The 22,263-nt window shown below is 62.2% G+C and carries 17 protein-coding genes and 3 tRNA genes; 17 read left to right on the top strand and 3 right to left on the bottom strand.

The window, feature by feature from the left end:
• Window positions 1-7: 7 nt before the first annotated feature.
• On the bottom strand, window positions 8-769 hold the full coding sequence (locus IB229_RS15850) for an SDR family oxidoreductase (RefSeq protein ID WP_192330666.1): 762 nt from the start codon (window positions 767-769) through the stop codon (window positions 8-10).
• 126 nt (window positions 770-895) lie between these two features.
• On the opposite strand from IB229_RS15850, the gene IB229_RS15845 reads away from it, so the two are divergent.
• Both IB229_RS15845 and IB229_RS15840 read left to right on the top strand, forming a co-directional pair.
• On the top strand, window positions 896-1,801 hold the full coding sequence (locus tag IB229_RS15845; RefSeq protein ID WP_192330664.1) for a LysR family transcriptional regulator: 906 nt from the start codon (window positions 896-898) through the stop codon (window positions 1,799-1,801).
• A 258-nt stretch (window positions 1,802-2,059) separates the two neighbouring features.
• Entirely contained in the window at window positions 2,060-3,964 is a 1,905-nt protein-coding gene (locus IB229_RS15840) for a putative bifunctional diguanylate cyclase/phosphodiesterase (protein WP_192330662.1), read from the top strand.
• On the opposite strand, the gene IB229_RS15835 is transcribed toward IB229_RS15840, so the two are convergent.
• On the bottom strand, window positions 3,961-5,823 hold the full coding sequence (locus IB229_RS15835) for a sigma-54-dependent Fis family transcriptional regulator (protein WP_192330660.1): 1,863 nt from the start codon (window positions 5,821-5,823) through the stop codon (window positions 3,961-3,963). The two genes, IB229_RS15840 and IB229_RS15835, sit on opposite strands and share 4 nt — an antisense overlap.
• Window positions 5,824-6,104: 281 nt before the next feature.
• Between IB229_RS15835 and IB229_RS15830 the strand changes: the two genes are divergently transcribed.
• The 6 genes from IB229_RS15830 to IB229_RS15805 are packed head-to-tail and all read left to right on the top strand — an operon-like array spanning window position 6,105 to window position 12,049.
• The gene (locus IB229_RS15830; protein ID WP_192330658.1) at window positions 6,105-7,187 is read left to right on the top strand and encodes an ABC transporter ATP-binding protein; all 1,083 of its coding nucleotides are present in this window, start codon (window positions 6,105-6,107) and stop codon (window positions 7,185-7,187) included.
• Between the two features lie 10 nt (window positions 7,188-7,197).
• Window positions 7,198-8,295, top strand: coding sequence for an ABC transporter ATP-binding protein (locus tag IB229_RS15825; RefSeq protein WP_192330656.1), 1,098 nt, complete (start codon window positions 7,198-7,200; stop codon window positions 8,293-8,295).
• Window positions 8,292-9,158 carry a carbohydrate ABC transporter permease gene (locus IB229_RS15820; RefSeq protein WP_192330654.1) on the top strand — a complete coding sequence of 289 codons (867 nt, stop codon included), beginning with the start codon at window positions 8,292-8,294 and terminating at the stop codon, window positions 9,156-9,158. The genes IB229_RS15825 and IB229_RS15820 overlap by 4 nt, the downstream gene beginning before the upstream one ends.
• 8 nt (window positions 9,159-9,166) lie before the next feature.
• On the top strand, window positions 9,167-9,967 hold the full coding sequence (locus tag IB229_RS15815; protein WP_192330652.1) for a carbohydrate ABC transporter permease: 801 nt from the start codon (window positions 9,167-9,169) through the stop codon (window positions 9,965-9,967).
• A gap of 12 nt (window positions 9,968-9,979) precedes the next feature.
• Window positions 9,980-10,252 (top strand): DUF2160 domain-containing protein, encoded by a 273-nt coding sequence (locus IB229_RS15810; RefSeq protein WP_192330650.1) that lies wholly within the window; start codon window positions 9,980-9,982, stop codon window positions 10,250-10,252.
• Between the two features lie 57 nt (window positions 10,253-10,309).
• Window positions 10,310-12,049, top strand: a complete 1,740-nt coding sequence (locus IB229_RS15805; protein ID WP_192330648.1) for an extracellular solute-binding protein — start codon at window positions 10,310-10,312, stop codon at window positions 12,047-12,049.
• Between the two features lie 59 nt (window positions 12,050-12,108).
• Here IB229_RS15805 and folD read toward each other — a convergent pair whose 3' ends face one another.
• Window positions 12,109-12,963 carry a bifunctional methylenetetrahydrofolate dehydrogenase/methenyltetrahydrofolate cyclohydrolase FolD gene (folD, locus tag IB229_RS15800; protein WP_192330646.1) on the bottom strand — a complete coding sequence of 285 codons (855 nt, stop codon included), beginning with the start codon at window positions 12,961-12,963 and terminating at the stop codon, window positions 12,109-12,111.
• A 265-nt stretch (window positions 12,964-13,228) separates the two neighbouring features.
• On the opposite strand from folD, the gene IB229_RS15795 reads away from it, so the two are divergent.
• From IB229_RS15795 to IB229_RS15755, 9 genes are all read left to right on the top strand, one after another.
• A tRNA-Arg gene (locus IB229_RS15795) sits at window positions 13,229-13,305 on the top strand.
• A gap of 31 nt (window positions 13,306-13,336) precedes the next feature.
• A tRNA-His gene (locus IB229_RS15790) sits at window positions 13,337-13,412 on the top strand.
• Between the two features lie 57 nt (window positions 13,413-13,469).
• Window positions 13,470-13,554 (top strand) — tRNA-Leu (locus IB229_RS15785).
• A gap of 274 nt (window positions 13,555-13,828) precedes the next feature.
• Window positions 13,829-15,139 carry a trigger factor gene (gene tig, locus IB229_RS15780; protein WP_192330644.1) on the top strand — a complete coding sequence of 437 codons (1,311 nt, stop codon included), beginning with the start codon at window positions 13,829-13,831 and terminating at the stop codon, window positions 15,137-15,139.
• Window positions 15,140-15,232: 93 nt separating this feature from the next.
• The gene (gene clpP, locus IB229_RS15775) at window positions 15,233-15,871 is read left to right on the top strand and encodes an ATP-dependent Clp endopeptidase proteolytic subunit ClpP (RefSeq protein WP_192330642.1); all 639 of its coding nucleotides are present in this window, start codon (window positions 15,233-15,235) and stop codon (window positions 15,869-15,871) included.
• Between the two features lie 112 nt (window positions 15,872-15,983).
• Window positions 15,984-17,264: an ATP-dependent Clp protease ATP-binding subunit ClpX gene (gene clpX / locus IB229_RS15770; protein WP_192330641.1), complete on the top strand. Its 1,281-nt coding sequence runs from the start codon at window positions 15,984-15,986 to the stop codon at window positions 17,262-17,264.
• A 145-nt stretch (window positions 17,265-17,409) separates the two neighbouring features.
• On the top strand, window positions 17,410-19,806 hold the full coding sequence (gene lon / locus IB229_RS15765) for an endopeptidase La (RefSeq protein ID WP_192330639.1): 2,397 nt from the start codon (window positions 17,410-17,412) through the stop codon (window positions 19,804-19,806).
• A 135-nt stretch (window positions 19,807-19,941) separates the two neighbouring features.
• Window positions 19,942-20,214 carry an HU family DNA-binding protein gene (locus IB229_RS15760; RefSeq protein ID WP_192330637.1) on the top strand — a complete coding sequence of 91 codons (273 nt, stop codon included), beginning with the start codon at window positions 19,942-19,944 and terminating at the stop codon, window positions 20,212-20,214.
• A 183-nt stretch (window positions 20,215-20,397) separates the two neighbouring features.
• Entirely contained in the window at window positions 20,398-22,260 is a 1,863-nt protein-coding gene (locus tag IB229_RS15755) for a SurA N-terminal domain-containing protein (protein WP_192330635.1), read from the top strand.
• Window positions 22,261-22,263 lie beyond the last annotated feature (3 nt).

Below are 22,263 nucleotides of genomic sequence, written 5' to 3'. Positions count from 1 at the left end.
GAGTGTCTCACAGCGCCGTAAGGCCGCCATCGACGGGTAGGGCTATGCCGGTGGTGAAACCCGCCGCATCGCCGGATAGATAGAGCACGGCTGCCGCAATTTCCTCGACAGTGCCGATTCGCCCTATGGGGTGCGCGGCCACGACCAGGGCCACATGCTTGGGGTCGTCGGTGCTGGCGCGGCGATACATTTCGGTGTCGATAACCGCGGGGCAAACGGCATTCACCCGGATATTCTTGCGTGCGTATTCAACCGCCGCAGTCTTGGTCAGGCCGATCACCGCATGCTTGGAGGCCGAATAGATGCTTTGCTTGGGCGCGGCGATCAAACCGGCGACCGAGGCGGTGTTAACGATGGAGCCGCCGCCTTGAGCGAGCATCACGGCTATCTGGTACTTCATGCATAGCCACACGCCCTTGACGTTGACGCCCATGATGGCGTCGAAAACTTCTTCGTTGCCGTCGGCGAGCTTGCACTTCTCGATCTCGATTCCGGCATTGTTGAAGGCGCAATCCAGCCGGCCGTAGGTCGCAACGGTTTGCTCAATCAAGCGGCGCACCTCAGCATCGCAAGACACATCGCAGCGGATAAACACTGCCTCGCCGCCAGCCGCCTCGATCAAGGCCACGGTCGCTTGTCCGGCTTGGCTGTCGATATCGGACACCACCACCTTGTAGCCACTGCTGGCGAAGGCCAACGCGGTGGCGCGGCCGATGCCGTTCGCCGCGCCAGTTACCAGCGCGACTCGTCCTGCGATTGTCTCGTTCATATCACTTCCTCGTATTCAGCACCGCCTCTGGGCGCAGGCTTATTGGCCAGGCCAGCAGAGGCGTGGATGTCGCCATGCTAGGTGTCTGCCTATAATTAGAAAAATGATGGTTTTTCATTTATAGACATGAGCAAAGATAATTACTCGGCCCCCATCGCACGCCTGGACCTGAACCTGTTTCGGGTCTTCGCCGTGATCTATCGCGAACGCAACCTGACCCGCGCTGCCGAGCAGCTGTGCGTCAGTCAGTCGGCCGTTAGCCATGCGCTGGCGCGTATGCGGCAGCAACTCGACGACCCGTTGTTTATTCGTGAGGCGCAGGGGGTGGTGCCCACGCCGCTGGCCCTGCGCATCTGGCCGGACGTGCAGGAGGGGCTGGGGTTTCTACAGCGGGCCGCAGCCCACAGCCACAGCTTCGAGCCCATCCGCGATATCACCGCGGTGACCCTGGCCATGCTCGAGGTGATAGAGCCTGCGGTATTGCCGACCCTGGTCAAGGCGCTGCATAGCGCAGTGCCGGGCATTTGCGTGACCAGTGCGCGGATCAAACGCTCAACGCTCAAGGCCGACCTGGCGAGCGGGCGTATTGACTGCGCCATCGACGTGGCCCAGGCCGCCGATGGCGAGCTGTCGCATAGCTTTCTGAGCCGTGACGAGTTTGTCGTGGTCAGCCGCTCAAGCGCCGCAATCGACCGCGACCACTACTTCGTCGCGCAGCACATCACCGTGTCGTCGCGGCGCATGGGTTACGGGGTGGTGGATTTCGAACTGGCCCGCCAAGGCTACCAACGGCAGATCGCCGCGCGCTGCCAGCACTACGAATCGGCCTGCCGTTTGGTGGCGGGCAGCGACCTGCTGCTAACCATGCCCCACAGCCTGGCGATGTCCAGCAACGCCTACCTGGGCAACCATATCCACCCGCTGCCGGTGAGCGTGCCGGGGGTGGAGCTGCACCTGTTCTGGCACCGAGAGCGCGAGGCGGATCCGGCCAATACCTGGTTGCGCAATACTCTGCTCGACGCCATGCAGTAGTGGCAAAGTGTGCTCTGGGTGGCTGTGAATCGCCCCAAGTTTCCTAGAGCTCTCCTATCCTCCATAAAGCTTACGAGGATGAGCCGGATAGTCCTGTCAACGACTGGCCGCTCTTGGCCGATAGCGGCCCTTTTTCACCACCCAAACCCCACCCCCTACCTTCATCCCCTTGCCCCCACCTCCCTCTTTTCGTTAGCTTTCGACCCCTTGGTCAGGTTTTGGCCGCTTTTACAGTAGTCGTCTCATGGAAGTGTCGGTATGACGCGTGCGCAGTTCGCTCGGATTGATGGCCAGCAAGACGATCCGGTAGGGCGGCGTCTGCAGGCGCGGCGGTTGTTGCAGATCGCCAATGTGTTGTGTGTGGTGCTGGTGTGTATCGGTGTGCAGATGGTGCTGTCCCGCGACTGGCTGAATGCCGGCCTTACGCTGTCGGCGCTGGTGTTCACCCTGGGCGGGCGGGCGCTCAACCGGCGCGGGCAGGTCGAGCTGTCGGTCGCGGTGGTGCTGCTCGCGATCATGGGGCTGGTCTGTGTGTCGCTGTGGTTCAGCCAGGGGCTGTACAGCGGGGCGGTGGTGGCGTTCCCCGGTATTCTCATCGTCGCCAGCATGGCGGCGTCGTTGCGTCTGTTCATCGGGTTGCTGCTGTCGATGCTCGCGGTGGTGGGCTTTCTGACTTACGCGGCGATGAGCGGCTTGCACAGTTTCGAGCCGACGCCGCTGGGCCTGGGGCGCATGTTCAACCTCGGCTGCATCCTGGTGATGTGCGCGGTGGCGGTGTGGCTGCTGGTGGATGACCTGCGCCGCACGCTGCTGCGTTTGCAGCAGGTGATTCAGCGCGCGGAAAGCTCCGAGGCGAGCCTCAATCATCTGACCCAGCACGATGCGCTGACCGGCTTGCCCAAGCGTCTGCTGATCGGCGATCGCACCGAGCAGGCCATCGGCCAGGCGCGGCGTTATCAGAAGCGCGTGGCGCTGCTGCTGCTCGACCTGGACAACTTCAAGACCATCAACGATTCCCTCGGCCACGCCGCCGGCGACGAGCTGCTGCAGGAGGTCGCGGTGCGCCTGCAGCTGGCGGTCGGCGCCGAGGACACCATCAGCCGGCAGAGTGGCGACGAGTTCCTCGTGGCCCTGGCGGATGTCGACGACCTGGCGGCGGTGTCCGCCGTGGCGGTGGATATCCAGCAGCGCCTGGCGCAGCCGATCACCCTGCGCGGCATGCAGCTGGTGACCTCGATCTCCATCGGCATCGCTCTGTTTCCCGAGGATGGCGAGGACTTCGACACGCTGCTGAGCCACGCCGACATGGCCATGTACCAGGCCAAGGCGGCGGGGCGTAACGGCTTCTGTTTCTTCGATGCACAGACCAACGCCGATGCCCGCGAGCGCCTGAGCCTGGAGTTGGGCCTGCGCGAGGCACTGCACCGCGAGGAGTTCGTGCTGCACTACCAGCCGATCGTCGACCTGCACAGTGGCCAGGTGCTGGCGGTGGAGGCGCTGATCCGCTGGCAGCACCCGCAGGAAGGGATGATCTATCCGGGGCGGTTCATCGATGCGGCCGAGCAGTCCGGGCTGATCGTCGAGATCGGCGAGTGGGTGCTGAGCGAAGCGTGCCGGCAGATGATGGTCTGGCAGGCGGCCGGGCTGCCGCGCTTCGTGGTCTCGGTGAACCTCTCGGCGGTGCAGTTTCGCCGCGGCAATCTGGAACAACTGGTCGAGGCCACGCTGGCGCGTTTCGGCCTGCATCCCGGTTGCCTGGAGCTGGAGTTGACCGAGTCGATCCTGGTGCAGGACAGCGATGCCCTGATCGGCCTGTTGCAGCGCCTGAAGAGCCTCGGCGTGCGGCTGTCCATCGACGATTTCGGCACCGGCTATTCCAACCTGTCGTACCTGCAGCGTTTCCAGGTCGACAAGCTGAAGATCGATCAGTCGTTCGTCCGCCAGTTGCAGGGCAACGCCCAGGACCAGGCCATCGTCACCGCAATCATCCAGATGGCCCGCAGCTTCAAGTTGCTGACCACCGCCGAGGGCGTGGAGGATGAGTCGACCCGGCAACTGCTGGCCGAGTTGGGTTGCGACCAGGGCCAGGGTTACCTGTTCGCCCGTCCGATGCCGGGCGATGAGCTGCCGGCATTCGTGCAGCGCGTGGCGGGGCCGCGCTAGACCTTCAGGCCCTGCTGGCGCAGGCGCTTGTACAGGGTGTTGCGGCTCAGGCCCAGGTGGCGCGCCAGGTGCGAGATGTTACCGCCGCAGGCGTGATACTGGCTGGCCAGGTCGTCCGCGCTCGCCGCGTCCTGTGTGCCTTCCCTGGTGGATACGGGCGGCGCCTGCTGCAGGTCGACGAAGAAGTCGTCCGGCAGGTGTTCAGCGCGGATCGGCTGGTCCTCGGCCATGGCCAGGGCAATCTGCATCACGCTGCTCAGCTGGCGCAGGTTGCCGGGCCAGGGGTGGCGCTGGAACAGCTCAAGTACCTCGTCACTCAGCCCGGCCCACTGGCTGGGTTCGCGGTGGTGTTGCCACAGGCGCTGGAACAGCGCGGCCTTGTCGCTGCGTTCGCGCAGCGGCGGCAGCTCCAGGTTGAGGCCGCTGATGCGGTAGTAGAGGTCCTGGCGGAACAGCCCGGCGTCCACGTCCTGGCGCAGCGGGCGGTTGGTCGCCGACACCAGGCGGATGTCCACCGGGTACGGCTCGCCGCCACCGAGCGGCTGCACGCTGCGCTCCTGCAGCACGCGCAGCAAGCGGGCCTGCACGTTGAGCGGCATGTCGCCGATTTCGTCGAGGAACAGCGTGCCCTGGTGCGCCTTGCGGATCAGGCCGACGCTGCCTTTCTGGCTGGCGCCGGTGAAGGCGCCTTTCTCGTAGCCGAACAGTTCCGACTCCACCAGCTCGGCGGGAATCGCCGCGCAGTTCACCGCGATCAGCGGCTGGCTGGCGCGCGAGCTGGCGTTGTGCAGCGCCTTGACGAACACCTCCTTGCCGGCGCCGGTCTCGCCCTGGAGGAGGATCGGGATGTTCTTCTCCACCAGGCGTTCGGCCTGGCGCACGGCCTTTTCCACGCGCGGGTCGCCGAGGCTGATGGCGGCCAGGGTGACGTCGCCGGGAACGGCATCGGCCTGTGGCGCCTGCTGACGGAAATCACGCGGCTGGACGCGCGGCTTGCGCGGGCGCTTGATCAGCCCGTGGAAGCGGTAGCGCCCGGCGGCGCGCAGGGCGAAGGGCAGGTTCTCCGGCTGGTCGAGCAGCTGCTGCAGCGGGATGTCGAACAGGCTGCCCAGGTTGACCCGCGACAGGCCGACGCCGAGCAGAGTGTCGGCGCGGCGGTTGGCCGAGACCACCTGGCCGCTTTCGTCGAACACCAGCAGGCCGGCCCACTGGCTGTCGAGGTTGTCGAGGTTGGTGTTGAAACTGAGCTGGAAGTAGTCGTCTTTGAACAGGTTGAGGATCAGCCGGTTTTCCACCGACTGGCTCATCATCTTGACCATACCCAGGGTGTGGGAGGGCGGCAGGTAGCTGTCACTGGAGACGTCGAGCACGCCGATCATCTGCCGGCTCGCATCGAAGATTGGCGAGGCCGAGCCGGTCATGTAGCGGTTGGCCTTGAGGAAGTGTTCGTCGCGCTGGATGTGCACCGCCTGCCCGCAGGCCAGCGCGGTGCCGATGGCGTTGGTGCCGGTGTGGCGTTCCTGCCACAACGCGCCGGCGACGAACCCCGGCGCCCGGGCCGGTTCGACGAAGCGGCGGTCGCCCCAGGACTGCAGCAGCTGGCCCTGATTGTCGGCCAAATTGATCAGGCAGTTGGAATTGGCGAGGATGTTCTCGTAGTAGGGCAGTACCTCGCGATGGGTGGTCTGCACCAGGAAGTGCTGGCCTTCGAGCAGGGCCGAAACCTCGCCCGGCGCGGCGTGGCCGAACTCGGGCTGGCTCTGGTGGGTAAGGCCGAACTCGCGGCAGCGGGTCCAGGAGTCGCGCACGATCGTGTCGTGGCTGGGCGCCGTGTGTGGCGCCGGGGCAGGGGTGGCCATGTGCGTACCGTCATCTTCTTGTTTTTATCTGCGTTCGCCGCTTTTGGCAGCCAGTTGAGTGTTGTTCATGGCTGTGCAAAGTCAACGGTCGGACTGTTCACCTGTTCACTTCCAGCTGTTCAAACGTGTTTAGCGAGCGATTGTGTAAGTGCCGCATCGGGCACGCAGAGCCTTGTGAATCAACGACTTGGCAATTCGTGCAGTGGGCTGGCACGCATATCGCCTTATGGGGATGGCCGGCCTAGCGCCGCGCCGGGCGAAAACAACCATAAGGACGCGCCATGTCGTTAACGCTGGAACATGTCTGCCGCGTGGTCGACCAGCAGGTCTACATCGACGACGCCTGCCTGAGCTTCGAGCCGGGCTCTTTCAACGTACTGGTGGGGCGCACGCTCGCCGGCAAGACCTCGCTGATGCGCCTGATGGCCGGCCTCGACAAGCCGAGCAGCGGGCGCATCCTGATGAACGGCGCGGATGTCACCGGCGTGCCGGTGCGTCAGCGCAACGTGTCGATGGTCTACCAGCAGTTCATCAACTACCCGACCCTGACGGTGTTCGAGAACATCGCCTCGCCGCTGCGCCAGGCTGGCATGGCCAAGGCCGAGATCGAGCGCCGGGTCAACGAGACGGCGCAGATGCTGCGCATCGAGAAATTCCTCACGCGCCACCCGCTGGAGCTGTCCGGCGGCCAGCAGCAGCGTACGGCGATGGCCCGCGCGCTGGTCAAGGACGCCGACCTGGTGCTGTTCGACGAGCCGCTGGTCAACCTCGACTACAAGCTGCGTGAGGAGCTGCGCCAGGAAATGCGCGAGCTGTTCCGCACCCGCCGCACCATCGCCATCTATGCCACCACCGAGCCCAACGAGGCGCTGGCGCTGGGCGGCACCACGACCATCCTTCATCAGGGGCGAGTGATCCAGAGCGGCAAGACCACCGAGGTCTACCAGCGGCCGCAGCAGGTGCTGGCTGCCGAGCTGTTCTCCGAGCCGCCGATCAACCTGATGCATGGGCGCATCCGCGTGGGCGAGGTGAGCTTCGAGGATTTCGTGCACTTCCCGCTGACCGCCGAGCTGCGCGGTCTGGGCGAGGGCGACTACCGCTTCGGCGTGCGCCCCGGGCACATCGGCCTGGTGCCGTCCAACGACGACGACCTGGAGTTGTCGGTGAGCGTCGAGCTGGCCGAGATCAGCGGCTCGGAAACCTTCCTGCATGTGCGCAGCGAGCATTTCGCCCTGGTCCTGCACCTGCAGGGCGTGCACGAGTACGACGTGGATGCGCCGATCCGCATCTATATCCCGACCCACAAACTGTTCGTGTTCGACACCCGGGACCGCCTGGTTCTGGCGCCGAGCCGGCGGCCATGAGGAGCGCGTGATGGCAGAGATACGCTTGCACAACCTGGCCCACAGCTACAGCAGCCAGCCCGGCGGCCCGGAGGATTACGCGATTCTGGAGATGAGCCACGTGTGGGAGCAGGGCGGCGCCTACGCGCTGCTTGGTCCGTCCGGCTGCGGTAAGTCGACCTTGCTCAACATCATTTCCGGGCTGCTCAGCCCGTCCGAAGGGCAAGTGTTGTTCGATGCGCGTGAGGTCAACGACCTGCCGCCGCAGGAGCGCAACATCGCCCAGGTTTTCCAGTTTCCGGTGGTCTACGACACCATGACGGTGTTCGACAACCTGGCCTTCCCGCTGCGCAACCAGGGCCTGCCCGAGGCGCGGGTGCTGAGCAAGGTCAACGAGATCGCCGAGGTGCTCGACCTGCACCCATTGCTCAAGCGCAAGGCGCGCAACCTCACCGCCGACGAGAAGCAGAAGGTCTCCATGGGCCGCGGCCTGGTGCGTGACGACGTGTCGGCGATTCTCTTCGACGAGCCGCTGACGGTGATCGACCCGCACCTGAAGTGGAAGCTGCGGCGCAAGCTCAAGCAGATCCACGAGCAGTTCAACATCACAATGATCTACGTCACCCACGACCAGCTGGAGGCCTCGACCTTCGCCGACAAGATTGCGGTGATGTACGGCGGCCAGATCGTCCAGTTCGGCACCCCGCGCGAGCTGTTCGAGCGACCCAGACACACCTTCGTCGGCTTCTTCATCGGCAGTCCGGGGATGAACCTGATCGAGGTTTCGCCATACGCAGGTGGCGTGCGTTTCGGCGAGACGCGCCTGCCGCTGTCGCCGGCGCTCAACCAGCGCGTGGCGGAGCAGGGCTGGCAGAGCCTCAAGGTCGGCATTCGCCCCGAGTTCGTGCATGTCAGCGACGAGCCTTTCGTCGATGCACTGCAGGGCGAGGTGGTGCATGTCGAGGACCTGGGCACCTACAAGATCGTCACCCTGCGCCTCGACGGCCAGCTGCTCAAAGCGCGCCTGCACGAGGACCAGACCGTGCCGCAGAAGGTCGCCTACATCGGCTTTCCGTCGCAGTGGCTGATGCTCTACGCCAACGACGTGCTGGTGGAGGTGCAGGCATGAACAAGGTGATCAACAACAAGGCCTGGTGGCTGGTGCTGCCGGTGTTCCTGCTGGTGGCCTTCAGCGCCATCCTGCCGATGATGACGGTGGTCAACTACTCGGTGCAGGACATCTTCGATGCCAGCACGCGCACCTTCGTCGGCTTCGAGTGGTACAAGCAGGTGCTGCAGGACGAGCGCCTGCACGACTCGCTGCTGCGCCAGTTCGTCTTCTCCGCCTGCGTGCTGCTGATCGAGATCCCGCTGGGCATCGCCATCGCCCTGTGCATGCCGACCAGGGGGCGCTGGGCGTCGGCCTGCCTGATCGTCATGGCGATCCCGCTGCTGATTCCGTGGAACGTGATCGGCACCATCTGGCAGATCTTCGGCCGCGCCGACATCGGCCTCCTTGGCTGGACGCTGAGCAAGCTGGGCATCAGCTACAACTATGCCTCCAACACCATGGACGCCTGGGTCACGGTGCTGGTGATGGACGTCTGGCACTGGACCTCGCTGGTGGCGCTGTTGTGTTACTCGGGGCTGCGCGCCATCCCCGACGTGTACTACCAGGCCGCACGCATCGACCGCGCTTCGGCCTGGGCAGTGTTCCGCCACATCCAGCTGCCGAAGATGAAGAGCGTGTTGCTGATCGCCGTGATGCTGCGCTTCATGGACAGCTTCATGATCTACACCGAGCCGTTCGTGCTCACCGGTGGCGGGCCGGGCAACGCCACCACCTTCCTCAGCCAGACGCTGACCAAGATGGCCGTGGGCCAGTTCGACCTGGGCCCGGCGGCGGCATTTTCGCTGGTGTATTTCCTGATCATCCTGCTGGTGTCGTGGCTGTTCTACACCGCCATGACCCACAACGACGAGAAGAACTGAGGCCGCCCATGACCCTGCGCAAATCCATCGTCCTGGCGCTCTACATCCTGTTCCTGCTGGTGCCGATCTACTGGCTGCTGAACATGTCGTTCAAGAGCAACACGGAAATCCTCGGCGGCCTGACCTTCTGGCCGCAGACCTTCACCCTGCACAACTACCAGGTGATCTTCACCGACCCCAGCTGGTACAACGGCTACCTCAACTCGCTGTACTACGTGTGCCTGAACACGGTGATTTCGCTGCTGGTGGCGCTGCCGGCGGCCTATGCGTTTTCGCGCTACCGCTTCCTCGGTGACAAGCACCTGTTCTTCTGGCTGCTGACCAACCGCATGGCGCCGCCGGCGGTATTCCTCCTGCCGTTCTTCCAGCTGTATTCTTCCATCGGCCTGTTCGACACGCACATCGCCGTGGCGCTGGCGCACTGCCTGTTCAACGTGCCGCTGGCGGTGTGGATCCTCGAGGGCTTCATGTCCGGTGTGCCGAAGGAAATCGACGAAACCGCCTACATCGACGGGTACAGCTTTCCCAAGTTCTTCGCCAAGATCTTCATCCCGCTGATCGGCCCCGGCATCGGGGTCACGGCGTTCTTCTGCTTCATGTTCTCCTGGGTCGAACTGTTGCTGGCGCGCACGCTGACCTCGGTGAACGCCAAGCCGATCGTCGCGGTGATGACCCGCACCGTGTCGGCCTCGGGCATCGACTGGGGCGTGCTGGCGGCGGCGGGGGTGCTGACCATCCTGCCAGGCATGCTGGTGATCTGGTTCGTGCGCAACCACGTGGCCAAGGGCTTCGCCCTGGGCCGGGTTTGAGGAGACACGACGATGGAATGGATGGCCTGGACCCTGCCCACTGCGGCGTTTTTCGGCGGCATCGCCTTGCTGCTGGTGACCATGAGCATCTGGGAACTGCGTTCGCCCTGCGTTGCACGCAAGGGCTTCTTGCCGCTCGCCACCACCCGTGGCGACCGGTTGTTCATCGCGTTGCTCGGTAGCGCCTACCTGCATTTGCTGGTGATCGGCGTGACCGACTGGAACACCTGGATAGCCTCGCTGCTGTCCGTCGTGTGGTTGTTGCTGGTGATGCGCTGGGGCTGATCGGCCTGCCTTGAGTCGTGACCCGATTGGTTTCTCTTAACCCGAAAGGAGGTGTCTATGTTCGACAATAACAACAAGACCCGACATGGCATGGCGTTGATGGCCTTGCTGACGTTGTCCGGACTGAGTGGCGCGGCCTGGGCCGATGCTTATGAGGATGCGGCGAAGAAATGGATCGGCGCCGAGTTCAGCCCGTCCACCCTCACGCCCGAGCAGCAGCTCGAAGAATTGAAGTGGTTCATCAAGGCGGCCGAGCCGTTCCGCGGCATGGAAATCAACGTCGCCTCGGAAACCATCGCCACCCACGAGTACGAGGCCAAGGTGCTGGCCAAGGCCTTCAGCGAGATCACCGGGATCAAGCTGACCCACGACCTGATGCAGGAAGGCGACGTGGTCGAGAAACTGCAGACGCAGATGCAGTCCGGCAAGAACATCTACGACGGCTGGGTCAACGACTCCGACCTGATCGGCACCCACTTTCGCTACGGCAAGGCCGTGTCGATCACTGACATGATGGCCAACGAAGGCAAGGCGGTGACCTCGCCGACCCTCGACCTGGAAGACTTCATCGGCATCTCCTTCACCACCGGGCCGGACAAGAAGATCTACCAGTTGCCCGACCAGCAGTTCGCCAACCTCTACTGGTTCCGCGCCGACTGGTTCGAGAAGCCGGAGCTGAAAGCCAAGTTCAAGGAGAAGTACGGCTACGAGCTGGGCGTGCCGGTGAACTGGTCGGCTTACGAGGACATCGCCAAGTTCTTCAGCGAAGACGTCAAGGAAATCGACGGCAAGCGCGTCTACGGCCACATGGACTACGGCAAGAAGGACCCGTCGCTGGGCTGGCGCTTCACTGACGCCTGGTTCTCCATGGCGGGCGGCGGCGACAAGGGCCTGCCCAACGGCCTGCCGGTGGACGAGTGGGGCATTCGCGTCGAAGGCTGCCGCCCGGTGGGCTCCAGCGTCGCCCGCGGCGGCGACACCAACGGCCCGGCAGCGGTCTACGCCACGCAGAAGTACGTCGACTGGCTGCGTGACTACGCGCCGCCGGAGGCCCAGGGCATGACCTTCTCCGAGGCCGGCCCGGTGCCGGCGCAGGGCAACATCGCCCAGCAGATCTTCTGGTACACCGCCTTCACCGCCGACATGACCAAGCCCGGTCTGCCGGTGATGAATGAGGACGGCACGCCGAAGTGGCGCATGGCGCCGTCACCGAAAGGACCGTATTGGGAGGAGGGCATGAAGCTCGGCTACCAGGACACCGGTTCCTGGACCTTCCTCAAGTCGACCCCGGAGAAACAGCGCCTGGCCGCCTGGCTGTACGCGCAGTTCGTCACCTCGAAAACCGTGTCGCTGAAGAAAACCATCGTCGGCCTGACGCCGATCCGCGAGTCGGACATCAACTCGCAGGCGATGACCGAGCTGGCGCCGAAACTCGGTGGCCTGGTGGAGTTCTACCGCAGCCCCGCGCGCCTGCAGTGGTCGCCGACCGGCACCAACGTGCCGGACTATCCGCGCCTGGCGCAGCTGTGGTGGCAGTTCATCGCCGAAGCGGCCAGTGGTGACAAGACCCCGCAGGAAGCCCTGGACGGCCTTGCCGCCGCGCAGGACACCATGATGGCGCGCATCGAACGCTCCGGCGTGCAGGGTGAGTGCGGGCCGAAACTCAACGAGGAGAAAGACCCGCAGTACTGGTTCGACCAGCCCGGCGCGCCGAAGCCGAAACTGGCCAACGAGAAGCCCAAGGGCGAGACCGTGAGCTATGACGAGCTGGTGAAATCCTGGCAGAAAAACCAGTAAGCACTGCGCTATAAACGAAAACGGCACCCGAGGGTGCCGTTTTTCATTGCCGCAGCCGCTTACGCGTGCAGGTGTTCCGCGGCGTACAGCGTGTTCTCCAGCAAGCAGGCGCGGGTCATCGGGCCGACGCCACCGGGAACCGGGGTGATCCAGCCGGCGCGCTCGGCGGCGACAGCGAACTCGACGTCGCCGACCAGCTTGCCGTCGGCCTGGCGGTTGATGCCGACGTCGATGACGATCGCGCCTGGCTTGATCCACTCACCCTTGACCAGGCCCGGCTTGCCGGCGGCCGCGACCACGATGTCGGCCTGGGCCACGTGGCCTTGCAGGTCCTTGGTGAAACGGTGGGTGACGGTGACGGTGCAACCGGCCAGCAGCAGCTCGAGGGCCATCGGGCGGCCGACGATGTTGGAGGCGCCGACGATCACCGCGTGCTGGCCGTGCAGGTCGGTGCCGGTGCTCGCCAGCAGGGTCATGATGCCTTTCGGTGTGCAGGAGCGCAGCAGCGGCATGCGCTGGGACAGGCGGCCGACGTTGAACGGGTGGAAACCGTCCACGTCCTTGTCCGGGCTGATGCGTTCGAGCAACTGCGAGGCGTCCAGATGGGCGGGCAGGGGCAGCTGTACGAGGATGCCGTCGATCGCACTGTCGCGGTTGAGCTGGTCGATCAGCCCCAGCAGCTCGCCCTGGGTGGTGCTTGCGGGCAGGTCATGGGCCACGGAAACGAAGCCGACTTCCTCGCAGTCCTTGCGCTTGTGCGAGACATAAACCTCGGAAGCCGGGTCGCTGCCAACCAGGATCACCGCCAGGCCGGGGGCGCGCTGGCCTTGCTGGCGGCGCTCGGCGACACGTTGGGCGATCTGCTGGCGCAGGCTGGCGGCTATGGCTTTGCCGTCGATCAGTTGTGCGGTCATGACGCGTGGTTAACCATCGGAAAGGATTGAAAAAGGGTGCGCATTCTCGCACGGTGGGGCGGTGGGGCAAAGGCGCCGCCCGGCGAATTTCCTGTAACTCCTTTATCTCGCTGAATTTTTTTGGTTTTTGCTGTTGACGCTATCGAAGCGCGTCTATAAGATTCGCCCCGCTTGTCGAGCACAGCCAGTCGCTGGGTAAGATGACGAAGCAGGGCTCTTGAGTCTTGTCGAGTCAGAGCTTTAAATCTGCGATTGCAGATGAAAGGCGCCCGTAGCTCAGCTGGATAGAGCATCCGCCTTCTAAGCGGATGGTCGCAGGTTCGAGTCCTGCCGGGCGTGCCATCTGGCATCCAGGCACAAGCATCGCAATATGGTGGGCGTAGCTCAGTTGGTAGAGCACAGGATTGTGGCTCCTGGTGTCGTGGGTTCGATTCCCATCGTCCACCCCATATTCGAGAAAACGCCAGGCCACGTGCCTGGCGTTTTTGTTTCAGGTTTCAAACCACGCGGACGTGGTGAAATTGGTAGACACACCAGATTTAGGTTCTGGCGCCGCAAGGTGTGAGAGTTCGAGTCTCTCCGTCCGCACCATGTTTCTGTCGCTGATGGCCGTTTCAGTGTCCCTAAACCGGGGTTCTGACGGTAGTCGGGCGGCGCAGTACGAAAGGCAGTTCCGCAAGGACTGCCTTTCGTCGTTTCCGGGGTGTGGATTTGCGCAGCTGCGCGCGGTGCTCCGCGGTCATTTCCCTGCGTATATTTGCCGGCTGTTTCTGCTGGGTGACTTCTGCTATTTCACCCACTAGAATGCATGCCCTTGATTCTGGGCCGGAACGCCCGGCTTACGTCTGTGCAACGAGGAATATCCATGCAAGTTTCTGTTGAAAGCACCTCCGCTCTTGAGCGCCGCATGACCATCGGTGTCCCGGCCGAGCGCATCGAGACCGAAGTGACCAAGCGTCTGCAGCAGACTGCCCGTCGTGCCAAGGTCCCAGGTTTCCGCCCAGGCAAGGTGCCGATGAGCGTGATCCGTCAGCGTTACGAAGACACCGCTCGCCAAGAGGCCCTGGGTGATCTGATTCAGTCTTCCTTCTATGAAGCCATCGTCGAGCAGAAGCTGAATCCCGCTGGCGCTCCGGCTGTAGAGCCGAAGTCCTTCGAGAAGGGCAAGGATCTGGAATACGTTGCTACCTTCGAAGTGTTCCCGGAATTCGAAGTGGCTGGCCTGGACAGCATCGCCATCGAGCGTCTGCAGGCTGAAGTTGGCGACAGCGATGTCGACAACATGCTGGAAATCCTGCGCAAGCAGAACACCCGTTTCGCTGCCGCCGACCGCGCTGCCGAGAACGGCGACCAGCTGAATATCGATTTCGTTGGCAAGATCGACGGCGAAGTCTTCGCTGGCGGTTCTGCCAAGGGTACTCAGCTGGTGCTGGGTTCCGGCCGCATGATCCCGGGCTTCGAAGAGGCTCTGGTCGGCGTCAAGGCTGGTGAAGAGCGCGTGATCAATCCGACCTTCCCGGAGGATTACCAGAATCTGGACCTGGCTGGAAAAACCGCCGAGTTCACCATCACCGTCAACAGCGTCGAGGCCCCGCAACTGCCGGAGCTGAATGACGAATTCTTCGCCCAGTTCGGCGTGAAGGAAGGTGGTCTGGAAGGTTTCCGTGCCGAAGTTCGCAAGAACATGGAGCGCGAACTGCGCCAGGCCATCAAGTCCAAGGTCAAGAACCAGGTAATGGAAGGTCTGCTGGCTGCCAACCCGGTCGAAGTGCCTAAGGCTCTGATCAGCAATGAAGTTGATCGCCTGCGCACTCAAGCCGTGCAGCAGTTTGGCGGCAACATCAAGCCTGACCAGCTGCCGGCCGACCTGTTCACCGAGCAAGCCAAGCGCCGCGTCGTGCTGGGCCTGATCGTTGCTGAGGTGGTCAAGCAGTTCGAGCTCAAGCCTGACGATGCTCGCGTTCGCGAAGTGATCGAGGAAATGGCTTCGGCTTACCAAGAGCCTGAGCAAGTCGTGGCCTGGTACTACAAGAACGACCAGCAGCTCAACGAAGTGCGTTCGGTTGTACTGGAAGAACAAGTTGTAGATACTGTTCTGCAGAAGGCCAAAGTGACCGATAAAGCGGTCTCCTACGAAGAAGCGGTCAAGCCTGCGGAAGCCCCGCAAGCAGCCTGATCTCCTCGCCTCGTTCGAGCACACCATAAGCCAGCCTTCGTGCTGGCTTATGCGTCTTTTGAGACATGATTTATTAGGGAGTGATCGCTGGACATGTCGCGTAATCCATTTATGCAAATGCCTGACATTCAAGCTGCCGGCGGCCTGGTGCCAATGGTTATCGAGCAATCTGCTCGCGGCGAGCGTGCCTATGACATCTATTCCCGCCTGCTGAAAGAGCGGGTGATCTTCCTGGTCGGCCAAGTCGAAGACTATATGGCCAACCTGGTCGTGGCCCAGCTGCTGTTCCTCGAAGCAGAAAACCCGGACAAGGACATTCACCTGTACATCAACTCGCCGGGTGGCTCGGTGACTGCCGGCATGTCGATCTACGACACCATGCAGTTCATCAAGCCTGACGTGGCCACCTACTGCATTGGCCAGGCCTGCAGCATGGGTGCGCTGCTGCTGGCGGGCGGTGCGGCCGGCAAGCGTTCGTGCCTGCCTCACTCGCGCATGATGATTCACCAGCCGCTGGGTGGCTTCCAGGGCCAGGCTTCGGATATCGAGATTCACGCCCGTGAAATCCTCACCATCCGCGAGCGCCTGAACAAGATCCTCGCCGACCATACCGGTCAGCCGATCGACGTGATCGCTCGCGACACCGACCGTGACAACTTCATGAGCGGTGACGATGCGGTCAAATACGGCCTGATCGACCAGGTGCTCAGCAAGCGTCCGCTGGCTGGCTAACCTGTAGTCCTATAAAACGGCCGGGCGCATGCGTCCGGCTGTCCTGCAGGGTTGAAAATGCCTGCAATTGCCTTCATCTTGTGTTTCATGCCTACCGGATTGGATCGATCGAATGACTGACACCCGCAATGGCGAGGACAACGGCAAGCTGCTTTATTGCTCCTTCTGCGGCAAAAGCCAGCATGAAGTACGCAAACTGATTGCCGGTCCCTCGGTCTTTATCTGCGACGAGTGCGTCGACCTGTGCAACGACATCATCCGCGAGGAGGTGCAGGAAGCCCAGGCCGAGAGCAGCGCTCACAAGTTGCCTGCCCCGAAAGAAATCAGCGGCATTCTGGATCAGTACGTCATCGGTCAGGAGCGAGCCAAGAAGGTTCTTTCCGTTGCCGTGTACAACCATTACAAGCGTCTCAACCAGCGCGACAAGAAAGATGATGTCGAGCTGGGCAAGAGCAACATCCTGCTGATCGGTCCGACCGGTTCCGGCAAGACGCTGCTGGCCGAGACTCTGGCTCGCCTGCTCAATGTACCCTTCACCATCGCCGATGCCACCACCCTGACCGAAGCCGGTTATGTGGGGGAGGACGTCGAGAACATCATTCAGAAACTGCTGCAGAAGTGCGATTACGATGTCGAGAAGGCCCAGATGGGTATTGTCTACATCGACGAAATCGACAAGATCTCGCGCAAGTCCGACAACCCGTCCATTACCCGTGATGTATCGGGCGAGGGCGTACAGCAGGCACTGCTGAAGCTGATCGAGGGCACTGTCGCCTCCGTTCCGCCGCAGGGTGGCCGCAAGCATCCGCAGCAGGAGTTCCTGCAGGTGGACACGCGCAACATCCTGTTCATCTGTGGTGGTGCATTCTCTGGCTTGGAAAAAGTCATCCATGGTCGTTCGACCAAGGGTGGCATCGGCTTCACGGCTGAAGTTCGCAGTCAGGAACTCGGCAAGAAAGTGGGCGAGGCCCTGCGTGGGGTTGAGCCGGACGATCTGGTCAAGTTCGGCCTGATCCCCGAGTTCGTCGGGCGTCTGCCGGTCATCGCTACGCTCGACGAGCTGGACGAGGCCGCGTTGATGCAGATCCTCACCGAACCGAAGAATGCCTTGACCAAGCAGTACGGCAAGCTGTTCGAGATGGAGGGTGTGGACCTGGAGTTCCGTCCGGACGCACTCAAGGCTGTTGCTCACCGTGCGCTGGAGCGCAAGACCGGTGCGCGTGGTCTGCGTTCGATCCTCGAGGGCGTGCTGCTCGATACCATGTACGAGATCCCTTCGCAGAGCGAAGTGAGCAAGGTGGTTATCGACGAAAGCGTGATCGAAGGGACTTCCAAACCGTTGCTGATCTACGAAAACAGCGAGCCGCCTGCCAAGGCAGCACCTGACGCTTGATGCGTCACGCCGTTTGAACAAGGGCCCTGCGGGGCCCTTTGTTTTTCCTGCGAGGCTCGCTTGTTTTTTCTGGGGGGTGGCCCCATCTTAGTTTCAAGGGTACCCCGTCCGATTACGGCCAGATGGCCGCCGTAGAGCTGAAATCATGAAGACAACCATCGAATTGCCTCTCCTGCCGCTGCGCGATGTCGTGGTCTACCCACATATGGTTATCCCGCTGTTCGTGGGGCGTGAGAAGTCCATCGAGGCCCTTGAGGCTGCGATGACAGGCGACAAACAGATCCTGCTGCTGGCACAGCGCAATCCTGCCGATGACGACCCGGGTGAGGATGCGCTCTACCGCGTGGGCACCGTCGCCACCGTATTGCAGCTGCTGAAGCTGCCAGATGGTACCGTCAAGGTGCTGGTGGAGGGCGAGCAGCGTGGCGCCATCGAGCGCTTCATCGAAGTCGAGAATCATTGCCGCGCCGAAGTGCAGCTGATCGACGAGGCCGAGGTTGCCGAGCGCGAGTCGGAAGTCTTTTCGCGCAGCCTGCTGAGTCAGTTCGAGCAGTATGTCCAGCTCGGCAAGAAGGTGCCTGCCGAGGTGCTGTCTTCGCTCAACAGCATCGATGAGCCAAGCCGTCTGGTTGACACCATGGCGGCGCACATGGTGCTGAAGATCGAGCAGAAACAGGAAATTCTTGAAATCACCGAGCTGTCGGCACGTGTCGAGCATGTGCTGGCGTTGCTCGATGCCGAGATCGATCTGCTGCAGGTCGAGAAGCGCATCCGTGGCCGCGTGAAGAAGCAGATGGAGCGCAGTCAGCGCGAGTACTACCTGAATGAGCAGATGAAAGCCATTCAGAAGGAGCTGGGCGACATCGATGAAGGCCACAACGAAATCGACGAGCTGAAAAAGCGCATTGATAACGCGGGGCTGCCCAAGGAAGCGCTGACCAAGGCCAATGCCGAGCTGAACAAGCTCAAGCAGATGTCGCCGATGTCGGCCGAGGCGACGGTCGTGCGCTCCTATATCGACTGGCTGGTGAACGTGCCGTGGAAGGCCGAGAGCAAGGTGCGCCTGGACCTGACCCGCGCCGAAGACATCCTCGATGCCGACCATTACGGGCTGGAGGAGGTCAAGGAGCGCATCCTCGAGTACCTCGCGGTGCAGAAGCGCGTGAAGAAGCTCAAGGGGCCTGTGCTCTGCCTGGTCGGTCCGCCTGGTGTGGGCAAGACGTCGCTGGCCGAGTCCATCGCCCGTGCGACCAATCGCAAGTTCATTCGCATGGCCCTCGGCGGCGTGCGGGACGAGGCCGAGATTCGCGGTCACCGCCGTACCTACATCGGTTCGATGCCCGGTCGTCTGATTCAGAAAATGACCAAGGTTGGCGTGCGCAACCCGCTGTTCCTGCTCGATGAAATCGACAAGATGGGCAGCGACATGCGTGGCGACCCGGCATCCGCGCTGCTCGAAGTGCTCGATCCCGAGCAAAACCACAATTTCAATGATCACTATCTGGAGGTCGATTACGATCTGTCCGATGTGATGTTCATCTGCACCGCCAACTCGATGAATATCCCCGGTCCGTTGCTTGACCGCATGGAGGTCATTCGCCTGCCCGGTTATACCGAGGACGAGAAGGTCAACATCGCCATCAAGTACCTCACGCCCAAGCAGGTGCAGGCCAATGGCTTGAAGAAGGGCGAGCTGGAATTCGAGGCGGATGCCATTCGTGACATCATCCGTTTCTATACCCGTGAAGCGGGTGTGCGCAGCCTGGAGCGGCAGATCGCCAAGGTTTGTCGCAAGGCAGTGAAGGAGCATGCCAAGGAAAAGCGTTTCAAAGTGTTGGTCACAGCCGACTCGCTGGAGCACTTCCTGGGTGTGCGTCGTTACCGCTACGGCCTCGCCGAGCAGCAGGACCAGATCGGCCAGGTTACCGGCCTGGCGTGGACGCAGGTGGGTGGTGAGTTGCTTACCATCGAGACCGCTGTCGTGCCTGGCAAAGGGCAGCTGATCAAGACGGGCTCGCTGGGCGATGTCATGGCCGAGTCCATGACGGCTGCACTGACCGTTGTGCGCAGTCGGGCGAAAAGCCTGGGTATTGCCCCGGATTTCCACGAAAAACGCGACGTACACATCCATATGCCGGAAGGCGCCACACCCAAGGATGGTCCGAGTGCGGGCATCGGTCTGTGCACGGCACTGGTATCGGCCCTGACGCAGATTCCGGTGCGGGCCGATGTCGCCATGACCGGCGAGATCACCCTGCGTGGTCAAGTGCTGGCCATCGGTGGGCTGAAAGAGAAATTGCTGGCGGCCCATCGTGGTGGAATTAAGACCGTGATCATTCCGGAAGAAAATGTGCGCGATCTGAAGGAAATTCCGGAAAATATTAAGCAGGACCTGACCATTAAGCCGGTTAAATGGATTGACGAGGTCCTGCAAATTGCGCTGCAATACGCCCCGGAGCCCTTGCCCGATGCGGCTCCCGAGATGGTTGCAAAGGATGACAAGCGCGAGCCTGATTCCAAGGAGCGAATCAGCACGCATTAGCCGAAGGGGTTCCTTGACACATTTTTCGAGCCCTTGTTATAAAGCGGCTCTTATGTGTTGGCAGACCCTTCAGCACCTGCTTTTGCTTACACCAAACAATTAAGAAACAACTCAACAGAAATAAGGGGACTTAGAGTGAACAAGTCGGAACTGATCGATGCCATCGCCGCATCTGCTGATATCCCGAAAGCTGTTGCCGGCCGCGCGCTGGATGCAGTGATTGAATCCGTCACTGGCGCTCTGAAGGCTGGTGATTCCGTGGTGCTGGTTGGTTTTGGCACTTTTGCTGTCAAAGAGCGCGCTGCTCGTACTGGCCGCAACCCGCAGACTGGCAACCCGATCAAGATCGCTGCTGCCAAGATCCCTGGCTTCAAAGCTGGTAAAGCCCTGAAAGACGCCGTTAACTAAGCGTCTCTCTGGCCTTGCCCTTCCAGGTCGGGCTGGTCCCGACCTGGTCGGAGCGGCGGTTCAGACGAACCTCAGTCGCTCCATCAGTTACGAGAAGGCGCATCCTAGGATGCGCCTTTCTTTTATCCGGATTTTACCCACGCTGCATGGCTGCTTGCTCATCGCAGCCGTTTTGGGGGATGCATGCTGCAGAATATCAGGGACAATTCACAGGGCTGGATTGCCAAGACCATCGTGGGCGTGATCGTTGCGCTGATGGCCTTCACAGGGTTCGATGCCATCGTCAACTCCACCAGCAACGCCCGCAACGCGGCCGACGTGAATGGTGAAAAAATTACCCTGGACACACTGAACCGCGCCGTCGAAATGCAGCGCCGTCAGTACATTCAGCAGTTCGGCAAGGATTTCGACGTTTCCCAGCTGGACGACAAGATGCTGCGTGAGTCGGCGCTCAATTCGCTGATCGAACGCAACCTGCTGCTGCAGGGTGCCAAGGACGCCGGTCTGGCGTTTTCCCAGCCAGCTCTCGATCAGTTGATTCTGGGCATGCCGCTGTTCCAGCAGGAGGGCAAGTTCAATGCTGCCCGCTTCGATCAGGTGATCATGCAGGAAGGCTACACACGCATGGACTTCCGTCAGCGCCTGGAGCAGGACGTACTGATCAGCCAGCTGCAGGCCGGCCTGGTTGGCAGCAGCTTCCTCACAGATGCCGAACTGGACACTTTCGTGCGTCTGGAAAAGCAGACCCGCGACTTCGCTGCGCTGACTCTGCATGCCGACAGCAAGTCGGTCTCGCTCAGCGATGACGAGCTGCAGGCCTACTACAAGGACCACTCCGACAATTTCATGAGCCCCGAGCAGGTGGTTCTGGACTACGTCGAGCTGAAGAAGGATGCGTTCTTCGATCAGGTCGAGGTGAAGGACGAGGAGTTGCAGGAGCTGTACCAGAAGGAAATCGCCGGCTTGTCCGAGCAGCGCCAGGCGGCGCACATCCTCCTGGAAGTGAACGACAAACTTACCGACGAGCAGGCCAAGGCCAAACTCGACGAGGCGAAGAAGCGTCTGGAGCAGGGCGAGGACTTCGCTACGCTGGCCAAGGAGCTGTCCCAGGATCCGGGCTCAGCCACCAATGGTGGTGACCTGGGTTATGCCGGTCCTGGCGTCTACGATCCGGCCTTCGAAGAAGCGCTGTATGCGCTGAAGCAGGGCGAGGTATCGGCTCCGGTGCGTACCGACTACGGCTGGCACCTGATCAAGCTGCTGGGCGTGCAGGCGGCGGACGTGCCGAGCTTCGACAGCCTGAAGGAAAAGCTGGTCAAGGACATCAAGGCGCCGCGCGTCGAGCAACGTTTCGTCGAGGCCACTAAGGCCCTGGAAGACGCCGCGTTCGAAGCCTCCGACCTGGTCCAGCCAGCGCAGGAGCAAGGTCTGCAGGTCAAGACCACGCCGGCTTTCGGTCGTGAAGGCGGTAGCGAAGGCCTGACGGCCAATCGTCAGGTGATCCAGATGGCGTTCAGCGAGGACGTGCTTGAGTCGGGCGCCAACAGCGGCGCGATCGAACTCGATCCGGATACCGTCGTCGTGGTTCGCGTCAAGGAGCACAAGAAGCCGGAGCTGCTGCCGTTCGAGGCCGTGGTTGCCAGCATTCGCGAAACCCTGACCCTGCAGCGTGCGAAAGAGGCCGTGAAGGCCAATGGTGCCGAGCTGCTGGCCAGTCTTCGCGAAGGCAAGGCCGTCGAGCAGAAGGACTGGAAAGCCACCGAGGCCGTTACCCGCAGCCAGGAAGGCCTCGATCCGGTGGTGCTGCAGGCGCTGTTCCGCATGCCCAAGCCGACTGAAGCCGGTAAGCCGACCTTTGCGGGTGTGAGCCTGAACAATGGCGACTACGTGCTGCTGCGCCTGGAAGGCGTTGCCGCGCCGGATTCGGCGCTGAAGGATGAAGAGAAGGTCATGTACCGCCGCTATCTTGCCTCGCGCGTCGGTCAGCAGGACTTCAATGCCTACCGTGCCGAGCTGAAGGCTGAAGCGGATATCGAGCGCTTCTGATCC

This window comes from Pseudomonas sp. PDM14 (assembly GCF_014851905.1).
Classification (GTDB): Bacteria; Pseudomonadota; Gammaproteobacteria; order Pseudomonadales; family Pseudomonadaceae; genus Aquipseudomonas.
The sequence above is the reverse complement of the archived record's forward strand: the minus strand, read 5'-3'. Positions and strand labels throughout refer to the sequence as shown.